At 42.1% G+C, this 18,258-nt stretch carries 12 protein-coding genes; 6 read left to right on the top strand and 6 right to left on the bottom strand.

Annotated elements, in window-relative coordinates; all coding sequences use genetic code 11:
- Positions 1–279 precede the first annotated feature (279 nt).
- On the bottom strand, positions 280–2,367 hold the full coding sequence (locus FLL45_RS03060) for a M13 family metallopeptidase (RefSeq protein WP_142888306.1): 2,088 nt from the start codon (positions 2,365–2,367) through the stop codon (positions 280–282).
- 375 nt (positions 2,368–2,742) lie between these two features.
- Here FLL45_RS03060 and FLL45_RS03065 point away from each other — a divergent pair, with 375 nt between their 5' ends.
- Positions 2,743–3,177, top strand: a complete 435-nt coding sequence (locus FLL45_RS03065; protein WP_142888307.1) for a preQ(1) synthase — start codon at positions 2,743–2,745, stop codon at positions 3,175–3,177.
- 195 nt (positions 3,178–3,372) lie between these two features.
- On the opposite strand, the gene FLL45_RS03070 is transcribed toward FLL45_RS03065, so the two are convergent.
- Both FLL45_RS03070 and FLL45_RS03075 read right to left on the bottom strand, forming a co-directional pair.
- Positions 3,373–5,160 carry a DUF885 domain-containing protein gene (locus tag FLL45_RS03070; RefSeq protein WP_246075739.1) on the bottom strand — a complete coding sequence of 596 codons (1,788 nt, stop codon included), beginning with the start codon at positions 5,158–5,160 and terminating at the stop codon, positions 3,373–3,375.
- A 137-nt stretch (positions 5,161–5,297) separates the two neighbouring features.
- Complete coding sequence (locus FLL45_RS03075; RefSeq protein WP_142888309.1) at positions 5,298–5,795, bottom strand: hypothetical protein; 498 nt, start codon at positions 5,793–5,795, stop codon at positions 5,298–5,300.
- Between the two features lie 326 nt (positions 5,796–6,121).
- On the opposite strand from FLL45_RS03075, the gene gltB reads away from it, so the two are divergent.
- Together gltB and FLL45_RS03085 are read left to right on the top strand one after the other, a co-directional pair.
- Positions 6,122–10,567, top strand: a complete 4,446-nt coding sequence (gene gltB / locus FLL45_RS03080) for a glutamate synthase large subunit (protein WP_142888310.1) — start codon at positions 6,122–6,124, stop codon at positions 10,565–10,567.
- Positions 10,564–12,009, top strand: a complete 1,446-nt coding sequence (locus FLL45_RS03085) for an FAD-dependent oxidoreductase (protein WP_142888311.1) — start codon at positions 10,564–10,566, stop codon at positions 12,007–12,009. Before gltB ends, FLL45_RS03085 begins: the two co-directional genes overlap by 4 nt.
- A gap of 45 nt (positions 12,010–12,054) precedes the next feature.
- Here FLL45_RS03085 and FLL45_RS03090 read toward each other — a convergent pair whose 3' ends face one another.
- Positions 12,055–12,720 (bottom strand): MaoC family dehydratase, encoded by a 666-nt coding sequence (locus FLL45_RS03090; protein WP_210247099.1) that lies wholly within the window; start codon positions 12,718–12,720, stop codon positions 12,055–12,057.
- Between the two features lie 665 nt (positions 12,721–13,385).
- Between FLL45_RS03090 and FLL45_RS03095 the strand changes: the two genes are divergently transcribed.
- Positions 13,386–14,078, top strand: a complete 693-nt coding sequence (locus tag FLL45_RS03095; protein ID WP_142888312.1) for a zinc metallopeptidase — start codon at positions 13,386–13,388, stop codon at positions 14,076–14,078.
- A 75-nt stretch (positions 14,079–14,153) separates the two neighbouring features.
- Entirely contained in the window at positions 14,154–14,717 is a 564-nt protein-coding gene (locus tag FLL45_RS03100) for a hypothetical protein (RefSeq protein WP_142888313.1), read from the top strand.
- Positions 14,718–14,761: 44 nt separating this feature from the next.
- On the opposite strand, the gene FLL45_RS03105 is transcribed toward FLL45_RS03100, so the two are convergent.
- Positions 14,762–16,801: a DUF1631 family protein gene (locus FLL45_RS03105; protein WP_142888314.1), complete on the bottom strand. Its 2,040-nt coding sequence runs from the start codon at positions 16,799–16,801 to the stop codon at positions 14,762–14,764.
- 164 nt (positions 16,802–16,965) lie between these two features.
- A complete protein-coding gene (locus FLL45_RS23075; protein ID WP_142888315.1) occupies positions 16,966–17,493 on the bottom strand; it encodes a sugar O-acetyltransferase in 528 nt (175 codons plus the stop codon).
- Positions 17,494–17,669: 176 nt separating this feature from the next.
- Between FLL45_RS23075 and FLL45_RS03115 the strand changes: the two genes are divergently transcribed.
- Positions 17,670–18,248, top strand: a complete 579-nt coding sequence (locus tag FLL45_RS03115; protein WP_142888316.1) for a YjaG family protein — start codon at positions 17,670–17,672, stop codon at positions 18,246–18,248.
- Positions 18,249–18,258: the final 10 nt, after the last annotated feature.

Consider the following 18,258-nt stretch of genomic DNA (forward strand, 5'->3'; position numbering starts at 1 on the left):
CTAGTTAGCCGTATCTCTTTATCTCTCTTTGAATTTTCCGCACTCTGAAGGCGTTCATCGTTTTTTAAGAGTATCAATTGGCTTCTTTAACGCTGCTATTATTTATTAATTTTAGTAGTTGTGTCGTTTTGAGAGATCTTTATTAATGATGAGATGATAAGATGATGGGCACCACTTTAAGTGAGTTATCCACGATAGCATGCGCCTTGTTGGGGACAAAGTTTATTGCCAAAAAAAATCCCTGCATAAGCAGGGATTTTTAATCTTAGCTAATAGCGCTTACCAGATCTTAACACGTTCTTCTGGTGCTCTATACATGCCATCGCCAGGCTTTACATCCAAGGCTTTCATAAATTCAGGCATGTTCATCAAAGGACCATTTCCACGGAAAGTAGCAGGAGAATGTGGACCACGAATCAATTGCTGTGTCATTGCTTGGTCTCTGTACTTAGAAGCCCAAACTTGTGCCCAGCCCATAAAGAAACGTTCTTCACCGCTAAAGCCATCAATTACAGGTGCTTCTTTACCATCTAACGACAACATGTAAGCTCTATGCGCGATTGTTAGACCGCCTAAGTCACCGATGTTCTCACCCAATGTGAGTTCACCATCAATGTGCTCTCCTGGTAGCGGTTCAAACTGGCTGTATTGTGAAGCGAGTTTACCAGTGCGCTTTTTAAACTCAGCTAAATCTTGCTCGGTCCACCAGTTACGCAGGACACCGTCACCATCTGATTTTGAACCTTGGTCATCAAAACCATGACCCATTTCGTGGCCGATTACACCACCGATACCACCATAGTTAACAGCATCATCAGCTTCCATGTTGAAGAAAGGCGGTTGTAGAATCGCTGCAGGGAAAACAATTTCATTCATTACTGGGTTGTAATAAGCGTTAACGCGCTGCGGTGACATGAACCACTCAGTCTTATCAATCGGTTTACCAAGTTTGTTGACCTGGCGGTTATAGTTAAACTCAGCTGAGCGCATGAAGTTACCAAATAGGTCATCTGCAGAAATTTCTAACGCAGAGTAATCGCGCCATTTGTCTGGATAACCGATTTTTGGTGTGAACTTGGCGAGTTTATCGAGGGCTTGTTTTTTAGTCTCTTCACCCATCCATTCCAGATCGATAATGGCTAAACGGTAAGCTTCTCTCAAGTTTTCAACCAACTCGACCATACGAGCTTTTGCCTCAGGCTTGAAATGTTTCTCAACGTAGATTTTACCAACAACTTCGCCAAGAAGGCGGTTGACGGTAGAAACACCGCGCTTCCAACGTTCTTCCTGCGCTTCTGTACCACGCAGCGTTTTGCTGTAGAAATCAAAGTTAGCTTGGTCGAATTCGCTGCTTAAAATGCTCGCCGCACCATTGATGATGTTCCACTTGAGATACTTTTGCCAATCTTCAACTGATGTCTCTTTCAATAAACCACTAAGCTTCTCTAGGTAGCTGGGCTGGCGAACGATAATGTTTTCTTCATTGATACCTGCAGTCGAAAAGTAGAGCTGCCAGTTGATCTCTGGAGCCATCTCGGCAAGTTTTGCCATATCTAACTTGTTGTAAGTCTTATTACGGTCACGGCTTTCTTTACGTGTCCATTGAATATCAGCTAGCGCAGTTTCCAGCGCCATAATTTTTGCTGCATCCTCTTTGGCTGTTTTAATTTCAGCCATGTTAAGCATTCTTTCAACGTGTGCTAAATAGTCTTCTCTTAACTTGACTGACTTTTCATCAGTTTTAGAGTAATGCTCTTTAGTTGGTAAACCCAGTCCAGACTGACCCATGTAAACGATGTACTTGGTTGGATCTTTTGAGTCATTATTAATAAAGAAACCAAAAGGTGAGTCAGCGTTAAATTTTTGCGATGCTGCAAAGTAGGCGACAACATCATCATGAGTTTTCAGGGCATCGATTTTAGCGAGCATCGGCTTGATTGGCTCAAATCCTAGTTGGTCGAGCTTCTCGGTATTCATATAGCTGCGGAAAAGATCACCGACTTTTTGTGCATCAGAACCTTTTTCAACACTTTCTAAACTTGAAGTTTCTTCGATAATCGCTTTAACGTCCTCGCGGGCTTTGTCCGCAAGTAGCGCGAAAGTACCGTAAACTGATTTATCGGCAGGAATTTCAGTGTTTTTCAACCAAGTACCATTAACGTACTTATAAAAGTCATCCTGAGGTCGGACGCTTTTATCCATGTTTTCTATGTTGATACCTGATTTAAGTATTTTGGTTTCAGCTTTAGCCTCAACTTTACTTTCTGCTTTAGCGTCAGCAGCGACTTCGGCTTGTTTTGAGTCTTGTTGTCCACATGCTGTGACTAACGCGAAACAAACAGCGCTTGCGAGTAGTTTTCTCTTCATTGAAATTTACCTTAAGAAATGTAATGAAAGTTAGTGCTTATTTGTTATTTATTGTTGTTTAAATAATGCCCTTCAAACCAATAAGGTGCCGGTTTTTAGGGATATCCGGTAATAGAAACATACAAGAGCAGCCACTTTCAAGCGGTGAGATATCCAATTTCGTTACTAGATGTTTAATTATCCAGTCTATTCTTCATTTTAACCTTTACAAAGAGCTATAACTTGTTGATATACTTGAAATATCAGTAATTTGTTATGTTTAAAGTTATACCATTAAGGCGATTAAGTGTGAATATTCACGTTTAACGGCTAAAGCCACGTCAAGATAGCACTTGGCGCTCGCGATTTTAGAGACCAGAAAACATTGGAGGAATAATGGGCTCGAACATAAAGACCTACGAGGCAATTGACAGCAGTTTACTTATCGCGCTACCCAACCCTTCTAATCAAGCTTATGAAATCAATATTAAGATTCCTGAGTTCACTTTTTTGGGTGTTCAAGAGCAACCGGACTTTGCGACTTTTTATTTAACCTTTTACCCAAAAGACAAAATTATCGAACTCAAAGCACTCAAACATTATGTTTACCAGCTGAGAGACATAGTTGTTTCTTATGAGAGATTAATCAATATCTTTTACGATCACCTAATTGAAGTGTACAAACCTGAACGGCTGCGAGTGGTTATGAATTGCAATCCCAGAGGGGGTATTAGCTCTAAACTGACCATCGACTCAGATTGGAAGAGCCGCGGCGGTGAGGAGAAGTATCGCGATTGGCAGGATGTCAATGAGTGGCATCGATTGGACTAATTATTAAGAACTGTCGAGATTAGTTTCTATTTCGCTTCATTTTTAACGTTACTATCTTAATTCTTTTTATTCGCGTTGTTTTTGGTATTAAGTTTGAGAGAGGCGCTGAACAAGCGCCTAAGATTTTAATTTATCAGGTATTCTTGTTGCCTGAATCGCTCAATCCTTAACCCCTGGATCCACTTCTTTTTGCTTTTATCCTTTTTGTGATGCGACCCAATTTTTAATTTTTTCTTCTAGGACCGGCATTGGCATGCTACCATCGATTAGCACTTGAGTATGAAACTTTTTAATATCGAAGTTATCGCCTAGTTCAAGTTTGGCATATTCTCGGAGCTGGCGAATTTTTCTTTCGCCGGTTTTATAGGCGACTGCTTGGCCTGGAATAACGATATATCGTTCAACTTCAGCTTCTACATCTGACCTTGCCATCGATGAATTGGCTAGCATGAAATCAATAGCTTGCTCTCTGGTCCAGCCTTTAGCATGTAGTCCAGTATCAACCACCAGACGCATAGCACGAAGTTGCTCATCAACCAGTCGACCGTACCACATGTATGGATCGGTAAAGAGTCCTAATTGTTTACCCAAGCTCTCAGCATAAAGCGCCCAACCTTCTGCAAAAACAGTGTAACCACCAAACTTTCGGTAAGAGGGGAGGTCTTCAAGTTCTTGTTGAATGGCGATTTGGAAGTGATGTCCTGGTGCCGCCTCGTGAATAGAGAGCGTTTCCATTAAAAATTTTGGTTGCGATTTTAAGTTGTAAGTATTGATAAAAAATATGCCAGGTCGCGAACCATCGGGCGCTGGACTTTGGTAGGAGGCACCCGCGGCAGAAGCGGCCCGAAATGCAGGTATGGCTCTTACTTCATAGTCAGCCTTCGGGAAGACCTCGAACAACTGTGGTACTAAACGATCGATTTTAGTTTTAATATTGGTATAAGCGTTGATCAAGTCTTCTTCTTTATCAAAATAAAATTGATCGTCTGTCCTCAAAAATTCAAAGAAAGCAGGGAGATCACCTTTAAAGCCAACAGTTTGTTTGACCGATTTCATTTCCGCTAAAATTCGCGCTACTTCTTGTTGACCAAATTCGTGTATTTCTTCCGCCGTTAGATCAAGCGTAGTGTGCGTTTTGATCATGAATTCGTACCAAGCCTTACCGTCGGGTAATGCCGAAAGTCCGACTGTTTCGCGTCCCGCACTCATATACTCATTTTTCATGAAGTTATACATACGAGAGTAGGCGGGGATTATCGTATTGGTGATACTCTGAGTAAAATCGTCGATAAGCTTTTTGTTGTCTGCAAGTTCGCTTGGTAGGTTGATTAACGGTTGATAAAAAATGCTTTCGCGAACATCTTCTACGAGGTGAGTTTCAAGTTGTGGGAGGACTTTAGCAATAATCGGCTTTGGTTGAACGACACCTTTTTCAATCCCTTGTTTCATTGAAGCAATTGCACTATCCATCCAAGCAGCGAACCCTTCAGAACGCTTAATAAAGTCTCGATAGTCTTTTTCAGTCTTGAATGGTTGTACACTGTTTCCCGAACCCAACTGAGCGAAAAAGTTATGGACCCCTGCCATTTGGTTGATCGGAATATATTGGAAAGGAAATCGACTTCCTTGCAATGCCATTTCTCTGTCTCGGACAAATATTTTGTAAGTGAGCCGTGATTGACCGCTCAGTCGATTGATATCAATTGACTTTGCACGCTCTAAGAACGCTTGATGAAATGCGAGGTTTTTCTGGCGGTTTTCTTCGCTGATAATCGGCGAGAATTTATCGTTGTATCCTTCTATGCCAATAAATGTCGCTCTGATCGGATTAAATTGTAAGCTTTGTTCGCTGTAATCATTAACCAGTTTGGTTACTTGCTCGTTAGCTGACATTTTGGGGGCTTGACCGGGTTGTTGTACCGATTGGCAACCAAGTACTAGCACTAAAAAAGAAAGGTAAGTAAGCGATTTTGTTATAGTCATTTTAACGCGCATCCAACTAAAAGAATAATCGACGAGTTTACAAGGCTCAGCAGTTCATCACAAACTTAACTTGTTACTAAACTTTATCAATTTGCCAAATTAAACTTTTATCAAAAAGCGGGGCAGCAAATGAGCCCTTAGTGGTGCGTTATCTTGTCAGTTGTTTGCGCATTAGTATCAAGCTTTTCACTACTGGGATTCGCGGGCTTTCGCTTGAATATCGTGCGAACCGATGGCGGCGCAGAGATTTCGATTTCGATTGCATGTAAACCGAGATCGGTATTTCCTAGCAATGCTTCCATGCGACTTGATTTAAACAATGACTGGAGAACAAATTGAAGCAGTTTCCTGTCGCTTAGTTGTTGAAGAACTGCTTCTTCATCTTCCTTGGCAACCTTTTTTATTTGATGGAATTGCGGAACAATTTTCGGTAGTAGGCCCACTTCAACCTCGAGTTGCTCCATAATAAATCCGGCTTCCTCAAAAATAGGCCCTGCATTAGTTAAATCTGCAACAATCGCTTTTAATTTGTCTGTTGTGAGTTTTGTAATAGGAGAGTTTGTGTCCTCTGTGGACAGCGGGTCTGAACTAATGTCTACCTTTTTCTTAAGCTGTTCAAAAAGGTCTTTAATCATCGGGAATGCCTTATAATTAGTTGATTGAAGCGACTGATTACTATTTTTTGAGTGTAACACATTGATTTTTAAGCGCAACAGAGCCAGTTACCAGAACCGAACAACTGTCTAAGGTGCTGATATAACTGCAAAATATAGTCATCGATTTGATTTTCTAACAACAGTAGGTAGGATCTTTTAAGGTAATTCATACCGCCCGATCAGTTAATTCTAATAATAATTCAAACCGAACAAGAAATAGCTGAAGCTATAATTAATAAGCTCTCATCTGCGAGTTTAGGATGAAACACAAAGGGCGATTATTATATTTCTGTGAGAGGTAATTTATGACTTTATATCAGTCCAACCAGGCTAAAGATAATTGTGGTTTTGGTCTTATTGCTCAGCTTGATGGACATCAAAGTCACCAATTAATCAAGACGGCAATTACTGCGCTGAAAAGAATGACTCATCGAGGAGCTGTTCATGCCGATGGTAAGACCGGCGACGGCTGTGGTTTATCAATCCAATTGAATCACTCGTTCTTTAAAAAGATTGCACAACAAGAAGGTTTCTCTCTCGCTGAGAACTTTGCTGTTGGTCAAGTTTTTTTGAGTCAAGATGAAAGCGATGCTGATGAATGTCGTCGCATTCTTGAAGAAGAGTTAACCAAAGAAACTTTGTTAATTGCGGGTTGGAGAAAAGTTCCAATCGATACTGCAGTGTGTGGTGATAATGCTTTATCCACGTTACCGCAAATCGAACAAGTTTTTGTCAACGCGCCGGCTGGTTGGGGACAATATGATCTCGAGCGGCGGTTATTTATGGCGAGGAGAAGAGCTGCCGACCGTATTCAGTCACAAGATTATTATGTCGTTTCTTTGTCAACTTTGATGATAGTTTATAAAGGTTTAGTTATTCCCAAGTACCTGGATCAGTTTTATACCGATCTTGCCGACGAAGATATGGCCAGTGCAATTTGCTTATTCCATCAACGTTTTTCAACAAACACTGCACCGCTTTGGAAGTTTGCCCAGCCGTTTCGGTTTCTTGCTCATAATGGCGAAATAAATACGATTTCAGGTAATCGAAAATGGGCAGTCGCCAGGCAGAAAAAACTATACACGCCACTGCTACCTGACTTAGCCAGTTTAGAACACCTCGTTAATCAATCGGGTTCAGACTCATCATCACTTGATAATATGCTTGAAGTGATGCTCGCTGGTGGAATGGATATTTTCAGAGCGCTACGATTGTTAGTTCCGCCTGCTTGGGCTAACCGGAGCAATATGGATCCCGATCTAAAAGCGTTTTATGAATTTAATTCGATGCACACTGAACCGTGGGATGGACCGGCTGGAATTGTGATGTCGAATGGCCAGCAAATCGCATGTACTTTAGATCGTAATGGTTTACGACCTGCAAGGTACGTTATTACCCGAGATAGAATTTTAACAGTTGCTTCGGAAGTTGGCGTTTGGGATTATGATGAAGCTGATGTCATTGAAAAGGATCGTGTTGGTCCCGGCGAAATGCTCGCTGCGGATATATCAACGGGACAAATTTGGCGCACCAATAAGATCGACGATATGTTAAAGAGTCGGCATCCTTACCTCGAATGGTTACGAGAAAATACTATTCGATTGCGTTCCAACCCCTACCTAGAAAAACAAGGCGCTAAAACTTACATTGAAGAAAACCTTGACACGATTCATCGATTTGAAAAATATTTTGGGGTTTCCGCAGAAGAAAAAGATCAAATCATTAAGGTGATGGCGAATCAAAGTCAAGAGCCAACTGGTTCAATGGGAGATGACACACCGGTTGCTGTTTTATCAAGAAAATCGCGAAGCGTTTATGATTATTTTCGCCAGCAATTTGCCCAGGTAACCAATCCGCCCATCGACCCGCTCAGGGAAAAATCGGTGATGTCATTGGAAACTTGCTTTGGTCGAGAACATAACGTATTTCAGGAAACCAATGGCTTGGCGTCGCGAGCCATTATTAGCAAACCTATTTTGAATTATGCCAAGTTAGAGCAACTATCCAAACTCGATCAAAATCATTATCAGCAACAAACATTATCACTCAACTATGATGAAAATATTTCATTGAAGTCGGCGATTGAAAAACTTTGTAACGATGCGATTAATTTAGTTAAACGAGGCTGTGTGATTTTAAGGTTATCTGATCGTGATATTGTTCCTGGTAAGCTTGCCATTCATGCCGCTTTGGCAACTGGTGCTGTGCATAATCGTTTAATTGAAGAAGGCTTACGTTGTGACACCAATATTATTGTAGAAACTGCGACAACCCGTGACCCACACCACTTTGCGGTATTGATAGGCGTCGGGGCAACCGCGATATATCCCTATCTTGCATTGCAATTAATTAACAAGTTACACATCGATGGTTTGCTTGAACATGATCTGATTACGGCGCGTCGTAATTACTTTATGGGAATAAACAAAGGCTTATTAAAAATCATGTCGAAAATGGGAATTTCGACGATTGCTAGTTATCGTGGCGCTCAGTTATTTGAAGCGGTTGGTTTGTCTGACGAAATTATCAATCTTTGTTTTCCTGGAATGTGGTCAAGAATTCAAGGGGCAACATTTGAGGATTTGCAAAATGACAGTCGTATTCCGGCCAAAAGAGCTTGGTCGCCAAGTCAGTTAACAGAGCGAAGTGGTCAGCTCAAATTTGTTCATGGTGGCGAGTATCATTGTTATAACCCGGATGTAATTCAGACTTTACAACAAGCCGTGAACTCAGGTGATTTCGCGCAATATCAGGAATATGCTAACGCGGTTAATAACCGGCCGATTGCGACTATAAGAGATTTGTTTGAATTGAAACTTCAAGAACAGCCACTACCGCTTGATAAGGTAGAAGCTAAGTCCGCGATTATGAAACGTTTTGATTCAGCCGGAATGTCGATAGGCGCGCTCAGCCCAGAAGCTCACGAATCTCTCGCAATAGCGATGAACACTATTGGCGGTCGTTCGAATAGCGGTGAAGGTGGCGAAGATCCCGCTCGATATGGAACGATTCGAACGTCAAAAATAAAACAGGTTGCTTCTGGACGCTTTGGGGTTACAGCGAAATATTTGGTGAATGCTGAGGTGTTACAGATCAAAATTGCCCAAGGCGCAAAGCCCGGTGAGGGAGGTCAGTTACCCGGCGCAAAAGTAACCGTTGAAATTGCTAAGTTACGTAATTCGACGCCCGGCGTCACTTTGATTTCCCCGCCGCCTCACCATGATATTTACTCGATCGAAGATATCGCACAGCTTATATTCGATTTAAAACAAGTCAGTCCAAACGCATTAATTTCGGTGAAATTAGTTTCCGGGCCAGGAGTTGGTACCATTGCAGCCGGTGTGGCGAAAGCCTATGCAGACATGATCACCATCGCGGGTCATGACGGTGGAACAGGAGCGTCGCCATTGACATCCGTTAAGTATGCGGGGACACCTTGGGAGTTGGGCCTTAGTGAAGCCCACCAAGCGCTGATTGAAAATGGCTTGAGAGACAGGATTTGTCTCCAAGTTGATGGTGGATTAAAGACTGGCTTGGATGTGATCAAAGGTGCGATTTTAGGGGCCGATAGTTTTGGTTTTGGTACTGGACCAATGGTTGCACTTGGTTGTAAGTTTTTACGTATTTGTCATCTTAATAACTGCGCAACGGGTGTAGCGACACAAAACCGAGTGTTGCGTAGTCAGCACTATAACGGCTTACCGGAAAAAGTGATTAATTATTTTGAGTTTATCACGCAAGAGACTCGAGAGTGGTTGGCAAAGTTAGGCGTTAGCTCGTTGAACGAGTTAATTGGCCGCACTGATTTACTAACAATTATTGAAGGTAAAACGGACAAACAAAATCATCTTGACCTGCGGGTTATTTTAGATTCAGCTAAACGGCCTAATTCCGGCCCCGCGCATTATGAAGGAAAGCGTAACCTTCCGTTTGATAAAGGATTGCTTAATCAAAAAATCGTTGCCGATTTTAAGGAAGCTAAAGCGAGTAACGCAGAGCTTAGTTTTAACTATGCCATTAAAAATTATGATAGAAGCGTTGGCGCGGCTTTGTCTGGTTTGTTAGCGAGTGAAGAGACTAGCCAACCGTTTTCTCCACAAGTTAAAGTTAGCTTCACTGGTGTCGCTGGTCAAAGTTTTGGTGTTTGGAATGGGCCAAATATACAGCTTAGTTTAACTGGTGATGCCAACGATTACGTTGGCAAAGGAATGTCAGGTGGCAGCATCAGTATTTTCCCGCAAAAAAATATTCAATACGTTGCTAGCCGCGGTGCAATCATTGGAAACACCTGCTTATATGGTGCTAGTGGCGGAGAGCTTTTTGCCGCGGGCCAGGCTGGTGAACGATTCGCGGTACGAAATTCCGGTGCTAACGCCGTGGTTGAAGGGGTCGGTGACCATGGGTGTGAATACATGACTGGTGGTACTGTTGTTGTATTAGGTCCGGTCGGTGAAAATTTTGCGGCCGGCATGACAGGAGGAACAGCCATCGTCCTCGATTTACGAGAGACGCTCGCTAAAAGGACTAATTTCGAACATGTTGAATTAATGCCTTTAGTCGAACCAGAGTGCGATAGTTTTCAGGCAATACTTGAAGAGTTGCTCGATAAACATATCGAAAATACTAGTAGTCCTTGGGCAACCAAAATTAAAAACAATTTACGTCAATATCTCGATTATTTTACGGTGGTGGTACCCAAAACTACCGGCCAAGCCGCCGTAGAAGTATCTAAATTGAGGATTGTTAAATGAGCCAAAACAAAGTTAACAAAATCGATCCATTATCGTTTATCAATCAACAACGAAGTATCAGCAAAAAGCGTAGCGTACAAAATCGGTTGATCGATTTTAAAGAAATTTATGTTCCCAAAGATGAACCTGAACTTAAGGCGCAGGCTGATAGGTGTCTTGATTGCGGAAATCCCTATTGTGAGTGGAAATGCCCACTACATAACTATATTCCCAATTGGTTAGATTTGGTTCAGAAAGAAAAATATGATCTTGCTGCTGAACTAATGCACGAAACCAATCCATTGCCTGAAATTTGCGGACGAGTCTGTCCTCAAGATAGATTATGTGAGCAAGCATGCACCCTCAACACTGGGTTTGGCGCCGTTACTATCGGTGCGATTGAAAAAAATGTTACTGATAGAGCACTTGCTAAAAACTGGCGCCCTGATTTGTCACTGGTATCAAACTCAGGTAAATCGGTGGCGATTGTTGGGGCTGGTCCAGCAGGGCTGGGATGTGCAGAGTTACTGGCACGCAACGGTGTCAAAGCGGTTGTTTATGACAAGTATCCAGAAATCGGCGGGTTGCTAACCTTTGGTATTCCCGGTTTTAAACTGGAAAAAGACGTGGTTAAAAAGCGCCGCGAGTTTTTAGAGGATATTGGTGTTGAATTTAGACTAAATACTGAAATCGGAAAACAGGTTTCTATAGAGGAGCTTCAGCAAGATTTTGATTCCATTTTCCTTGGAATGGGCTGTTACACGCCAGTGACCGGTAATTTACCGGGGAGTCAAACTGCCGGGGTAGTTAAAGCTTTAGACTTTTTGATTGGCAATGTTAATCAACAACAACAGTTTAACATGCAAGGTTATCCAGCGATTGACGTCAGTGGTAAAAAGGTTGTAGTGCTTGGCGGTGGTGATACCGCGATGGATTGCGTTCGCTCTGCCATTAGACTAAAAGCGGCATCAGTGGACTGTGTTTATCGACGAGACGAAGCGTCTATGCCAGGCTCGCCGCAAGAAGTTAAAAACGCCAAGGAAGAAGGGATTAACTTTATTTATAACAAACAGCCAATAGAAATTTGTGTCGACGGTGAAAAACTTGTCGGTGTTAAAGTTGCCGAGACGGTACTTGAAGAAGAGGCTACTTCCAACCGAAAGAATTTTGTCGTGGATGACAATCAAACCTCGCTGTTAGAGGCCGATATCGTTATTTTAGCGTTTGGTTTTAAAGCCAGTCCTGCTGATTGGTTTGAAAAGCTCGGGGTCAAGACTCATGCTAATGGTCTTGTCGTGACTAAGCCAACAGAAGAGTACGATTTACCTTATCAACAGCAAACCGATGCTAACGCAGTTTTTGCCGGAGGTGATATGGTGAGAGGCGCTGATTTAGTCGTCACTGCGATAGCCGAAGGGCGACAAGCTGCGAGAGAAATACTCGCGTTCTTGAATGTAGCTTAGCGGGACTTAGTTGGCTGTTATAGTAGCCAACTAGTGGGTTGCGCGCTAAAAGTAGAGCCGTAAAACGGTCTCAGCGACGCAGCCCAATCGCTTGCTATTTTCTACTTCAAGGCTTACTTCATGAACCAGTTCGATGCTTTTTCTCATCGGTGAAAGGCCTACCAGTTTACAACGCGCTCGAACTCGCGATCCAGACTTGACCGGATAAGGGAAGCGGACTTGGTTTAGGCCGTAATTAACCGCCATTTTTGCTTCTGGGTAGCGGTTGACGTCGTCTACGGAGCCGGTCAGTTTAGGTAGTAACGCCAAGGTCAAAAAACCGTGGGCGATAGTCGCTTTAAAAGGTGACTCTTTTGCTGCCCGTTCCGGATCCGTATGAATCCACTGATGATCGCCGGTTACATCCGCAAATTGACTGATACAGGCTTGATCAACTGTGAACCATTCGCCAAGATAGGTCTCTTCGCCCAATTGCTCTTGGAGCTTTTGATACATTTCGGCAGCGGCTGGGACTAGTACCAACGGTTTTTGTTCGTTATTATCTTCTGAGTGAGCGACTTTGGAAAACCACGGGTTATTTAATGTATTCTCAATTTTTTTAGACAACATCTGGGAAAGGTTTTTAAACTGAGGTTCGATCCTCGCGCGAAATTCCGCATTATTTTTGTGAAACTGTTGTTTTTTGTCTTTAATAAACTCGACTACATTCACTAGTTGGCTCCATTCGTAAAATTCCTTGGTTCAAAACGAATCCGTTTCGTGGTTATTCCTTGGCCATAGTTTGTCCATAACAAGCAAACTCATTCTATCGACGGTTAATATTTAACCCGCATACAACATTGTCGAATAAGCTTGCTAATATTTCTGACGACTGCGGCTCGAATTTGTTCTATCGCCATCGGTTAACGCTTGCTCAGAACTCTTTTTGCAGGTTAAGCTTATACCGAGTGAGCAAGCGTTCAAACGCGCAATGCTATCTTGTATCAAGGCGCTTAAGTTATAACGTGCTTACGTAATAACGTACTTTAGTAATAGCGTACTTAAGAAATAACGTACTTAAGTAATAACGTGCAATAGTTGCTACCTTATCGAGTTGCGAGACTCTGAAATAGTAACTCAATTTCATGGTTGCACGGGTATATCGATAACAATTTTTAGAGCAATGACCATTTTTGACTTTTTTAGCTTCGCGATAACTCTTCGCTTTAATTGTCAACCTTAGGTGGTTCTGTCGCACAAAGTACAGTGACAGATGGCATTGCACTGAAGATTGTAACTCTTAAGAAGTAATTATATCGCGGCGACAGGTCTCAGTTCTACCAATTTGAATGGATTTTCGCTGTTATTGCGGGATATTTGAATCACTAAACAGGCTTATGATTTTTGCATTAATCGGATTATTTTTGATAGCACTAATATTTGGACCTCAAATATGGGTTAAGTATGTGCTTAACAAGCATAACAAATCTTTACCAGATATGCCTGGTACCGGCGGTGAGCTTGCGAATCACTTGTTGCGCCAGTTTGGCCTTGCAAACGTTAAGCTAGAAGAAACCAAGCCAGGGACCGATCATTATGACCCACAAGATAATGCGGTGCGCTTGAGTCCCGAATATTTTCAAGGAAAATCACTGACGGCTGTTGCGGTTGCGGCGCATGAAGTCGGTCATGCCATTCAGTTTAATCGAAATGAGCCCGTCAGTTTTCTGCGTAAACGTTTTTTAGGAAAAGCACACTTAATGCAAAAAATTGGTGTTTATTTGCTTATGGGCATACCATTGATTGCAGGCATAATTCGGATCCCCCATGTCGCCGGTTTAATGTTGTTCATCGGATTGTTAACGCTGCTTTCTTCGGTATTTATCTACATGGCGATTTTACCGGAAGAGTGGGATGCTAGCTTTAATAAAGCGTTACCGATTTTAGAAAAGGGTGGCTATGTACCTGCGACCTATATGCCGGCGATTCGTCAGATTTTAAAAGCTTGTGCGTTAACATACGTCGCTGCGGCGCTTGCTGATGTTTTGAGTTTATGGCGTTGGTTGGCGTTATTGCGTTATGTTAGATAAATTACAATTTATATGCGAAATGTTTATAGCGATTGAGCCAAACTCACCAGTAACAAAAGGCAATCAGATTAATCAATGATATTAGTTAATTTAGCGTCTTCCAAGCTTGCGCGAATTAGCATGATTGCGATTCTGATTACTATTTTAGCATCTTGTAGCTCTGTGCCATTAAGTGCTATGTATAAAATGGCTTCGATGGATAAGGATGACATCCGCACGATAAATCCACGCGAAATACTCACCAGAATTACAGTTGATGAGCCAACTGAGTTACAGACTAGAAACGTAAAGCTGGTATTGAAGTTTGAGTATACCGGCAGCGAAGCGTCTGAGTACCAATTTCTACTTGAGTTTTTATCAAATAATACATTTCAAGAGCGACAAGGATGGTTTGGCCCACTAATCAATAAGAGTCAATATGAATTTAAATTGGCTGAGCGTTCAGTTAGTGTGTTTAAAAAATATCAGCGAGAATTTATCAAGTATGGTAAGCCAAACAAATACTACTGGACAGTATACTACTACCTCGAAAAGCGTCCACCTAAAACGCAGAAAGCCCATCTCGATTTAGAGCTCAAAATGGCGAGTGAAGATGACTACTTTTATTTGCTGAAAGATGCTGAGCTAACGGTAGAGTGATAGTGAGTTGAGCGTTTTGTTTCGTATTGATAGGTCAAAGTTGTTTAGCGATTCGCTTTGTCCGCTTTAAGATCACGCATATTCGAAATAACCGACGAGAAAGCTTTATCAAATAAAGTGTGTTCCTCATCAATTTTTAAGTCTCCGCTTTCATAGAGCTTGACTAATTCGCTATCCAGACACTCTTTTACTTTAATACCGCTGCGGTCGGTGAAAATCAGCTTGCCAGTTGATGCTATTCTCGCTGCTAATCGACATTTTTTCATTTTATAACCGACGCGAATTTCGACCCAACTGCCGACGGACATCTTGGCCAGTTGAGATGTATCAAAACCAGTCTCGGAAGATGACGCATGGATTTCAGCCTGTTGGGAACTTGTGACTTTTTGTTCAACTTCCTTATCCGTGTGAGATTTATTTTGCGGTTTGGTTTTGGACACTTTATTTTTCGACACTTTATTTTTCGACACTTTGGGCTGACTACCCAAAGTTTGCTTTTGCGAAGCGGTATTATCGTTATTTTGGCTCGACGTTTTGATATGATTTTCGAATAGCTCGTTTAATACGGATTTGAATGCTCGCTCAAATAATGGTGCGTTTTTTAAAAGTTCCACTTGTTGGTTTTGATACTTTGTTACCATTTCTTCGCTGGAATATTCGGCGACCTTGGTGCCCGCACCATTAACAAAAACATATTTATCACTTGCTTCTACATGCACTGCGAGTTTGCATCGAATGGATTCATCATTGGTTTTTATATTGAGCCACCGGCCTGGTTGTAGGAGTTTAAATAACTTTTCGCTCGCTTTTTTATCTTTCTCACGACGAGTACCCGACGAATCGTCAACGATGTTTTTCGAAAACTCCTGGCTCTCAAGCTTTCCATAAACGTGTTCGATCCACTCATTTTGCGTTAAAGACTCAATATCTGTATGGGGTTCTGGGGTGAGTTCTTGATTGAGTTCTCCAGCATCATTAAATGGGTTTTCAACCGGTTTAAGTCTGAGAATTTCCTCTTTAGGGCCTTTCTCTAGCTCTGTTTTTACCTCGTCAAGAATTTGGCTGTGTAAATTATCAAGCTCTTCGAGAAAAGCAGCGGTCTCTGCGAAAGTATAAGAGGACTTTTCAAGACCTGACCTCAGCGACTCGAATAAAACCGGTTGCAACTCGATAAACTTCTCTGTCTCTTCGAATGTGTAAATTGGCTGTAAGCTACATAACAAGGCTTTTGCGATAAACAGGCTTTGATTTTTCTTTTCTTCGCCAGATTTGAGAAACTCGAGAAAGATAACGTGTTGCCATGCTTTTGATAGCATCAACGAGATAAAATCAGGTGTTCCTTTTTTACTTAATATTTCTTGTAATGCTTGTTCAGTCAGCTCTTTAGCAGCTTGCGCTTTAGCTTGGCCATTTTCTGCTTCTCTGACGCGTTTTTCGAATATTTCAACTCGTTTGATCAAATTGGTGGCGAAGTGATTCAATTGGTTGGCTGTCGCATTAACCGTGTTGCCGAAATCAGCTAAGTTTAAAAATGCACTCAGCAGTTGACTGCAAGTTTGCTCGATTTGTTGTTTGAGTTGGGCGCTTCTCGGATCATCGCGTTGCCAGTGTTGACCCACAGTTATAAGGTCATTGATTATTTGTTTTACAATGTTCTCTTTATTAAGCAATAACTTCGGTTGTTCGGCAATGACGGCCAGTATCGGGATTCGGAGCTTATTGAGTAACTGCTTTATATCCTGTGTCAATGAAGACTTATCGACTAAAGTTACGAACAGAGTGTCGATAAAGTCCATATAGTTGAGGGCTCGTTGCGAGAATTGAATGGCGTTCTCGTTTACCCCCATTAAGCTTTTAAGGCTGTATTCGGCGGTGGTTTTCAGAGAGGCCGCTGTGTTGAGGTATTCAGCTTTACTTTTCAGTAAATCCAATTGAGGCTCGTTAAATAACCCTGCAATGCCGCTTGCACTAGTTTGTTCATCCTGATCAAATAACAGCTTGTGAATAAACTCTTTTTTATCCATTACAATTGCTTTTGTGTCGGCATTTTGTTGTAAATCTGCGACTACAGACTCTTTTGACATAGGTGATTGCCGATTTATTAGGTTCCTGATTAACGATTCTAGAGTTGCTACAAGCTTCGCAGAATTACGGCTGAATAGCGGCTTTGAGATTAATTATAGTCGTAAAATAACTCATTAAGGGATTATAAATGTGATCTTATGCGTAAATTATGAAATCAAGTCAATTAAATAATTTTTGCTGGGTTTCCCGCGACTCGACTGCCGGCGGCGACCGACTTAGTCACGACGCTGCCGGCACCGATGACCGCTCCTTCTCCAATCGAAACGCCTGGTAGTACGATTGCGCCCGCACCGAGCCAAACATTATCGCCGATTGACACATCTTGAGCGAAGGAAGTTTTCTCAAGTCGTTCTACTGCGCTAACCGGGTGATTTATGGTGAGTATTTGGACATTCGGGCCCATCAGCAAGTCATCGCCTATGTTGATTAGTCCGCCATCGATGAAGGTACAGTTGTAGTTGACAAAACAACGGTCACCAAAACTAATTCGGTTGCCATAGTCGCAGCGAAAGCCAGCTTCGATTCTCAGCTCGTCGCCATATCGATTAAAAAGCCGCTTCAATGCCTCCAAATGTCCTTTGCTGGGAGAACGATTAAAATTATTACAAGCGTCTTGTGCGCGCTGGCGTTGCTGACGGTTACTTGAGTCAAGCGGGTAGAAGGGATGGCGCTTTGAAGGAGTTTCAGGCATGGCTTATAGAGACCGTCAGTAGTTGCGGTTAATGGCATTTTGAGTTGGCAAAACTGTAACAAATCTCAGTCCTATGTGCGAAAAAATCCGTAAAAAAACTGTTTTTAGCTCCAACTCGCTCGTCGTGCCTTATCAATCAGTGATATTATTATTGAAAACTGCTTCTTAATAAAAAGATGATTACTCACGAACTCTCTAGATTCTCCGACTGGCAGCAACGTGCTTTCGCTGCATCACTCTTATCAAGAATGTGGCCGAGTTATAAACTATTTCATCAGCACACTCAGTTTGGTAATGCCGATTTATTATTCAATCAGCTCGATATCATTTGGCAGCAGTTAGCTAACTCCGCAACTAAGTTTAACTTGGAAGTCCAATTAGAGAAGTTAGAATCCAATACGCCGAGTGAGTCTGACTACGACTTGTTTGTTGTGTATCCGGCGTTGGATTTTTGCTCCGGGTTGAATTGTTTACTGCAAAGTACGGTCGATAAAGATAGTAATTGTGCAATTGAGGTTGCTCAGCTATCTGAAAACAGTGTGCAGGCTTATTTGGACATGCGCTACATCAATGAGTTTGGCGAGAGAGCAACCTTTGAGCAGCTTTCGCAAGATCCGCTGATGCAGTGGGAGAGGGATATGCAGTTAGCAATAGTTGACTGTTTAAAGAAAAATCCAGAAAACAAAAATACCTGTAGTTTGCTCAAGTCATTAGTGACTGACGAAAAGCTGTCAAACTTGGGTAATCCATATTGACGCTCTAATG

The organism is Aliikangiella marina (genome assembly GCF_007004765.1).
Classification (GTDB): domain Bacteria; phylum Pseudomonadota; class Gammaproteobacteria; order Enterobacterales; family Kangiellaceae; genus Aliikangiella; species Aliikangiella marina.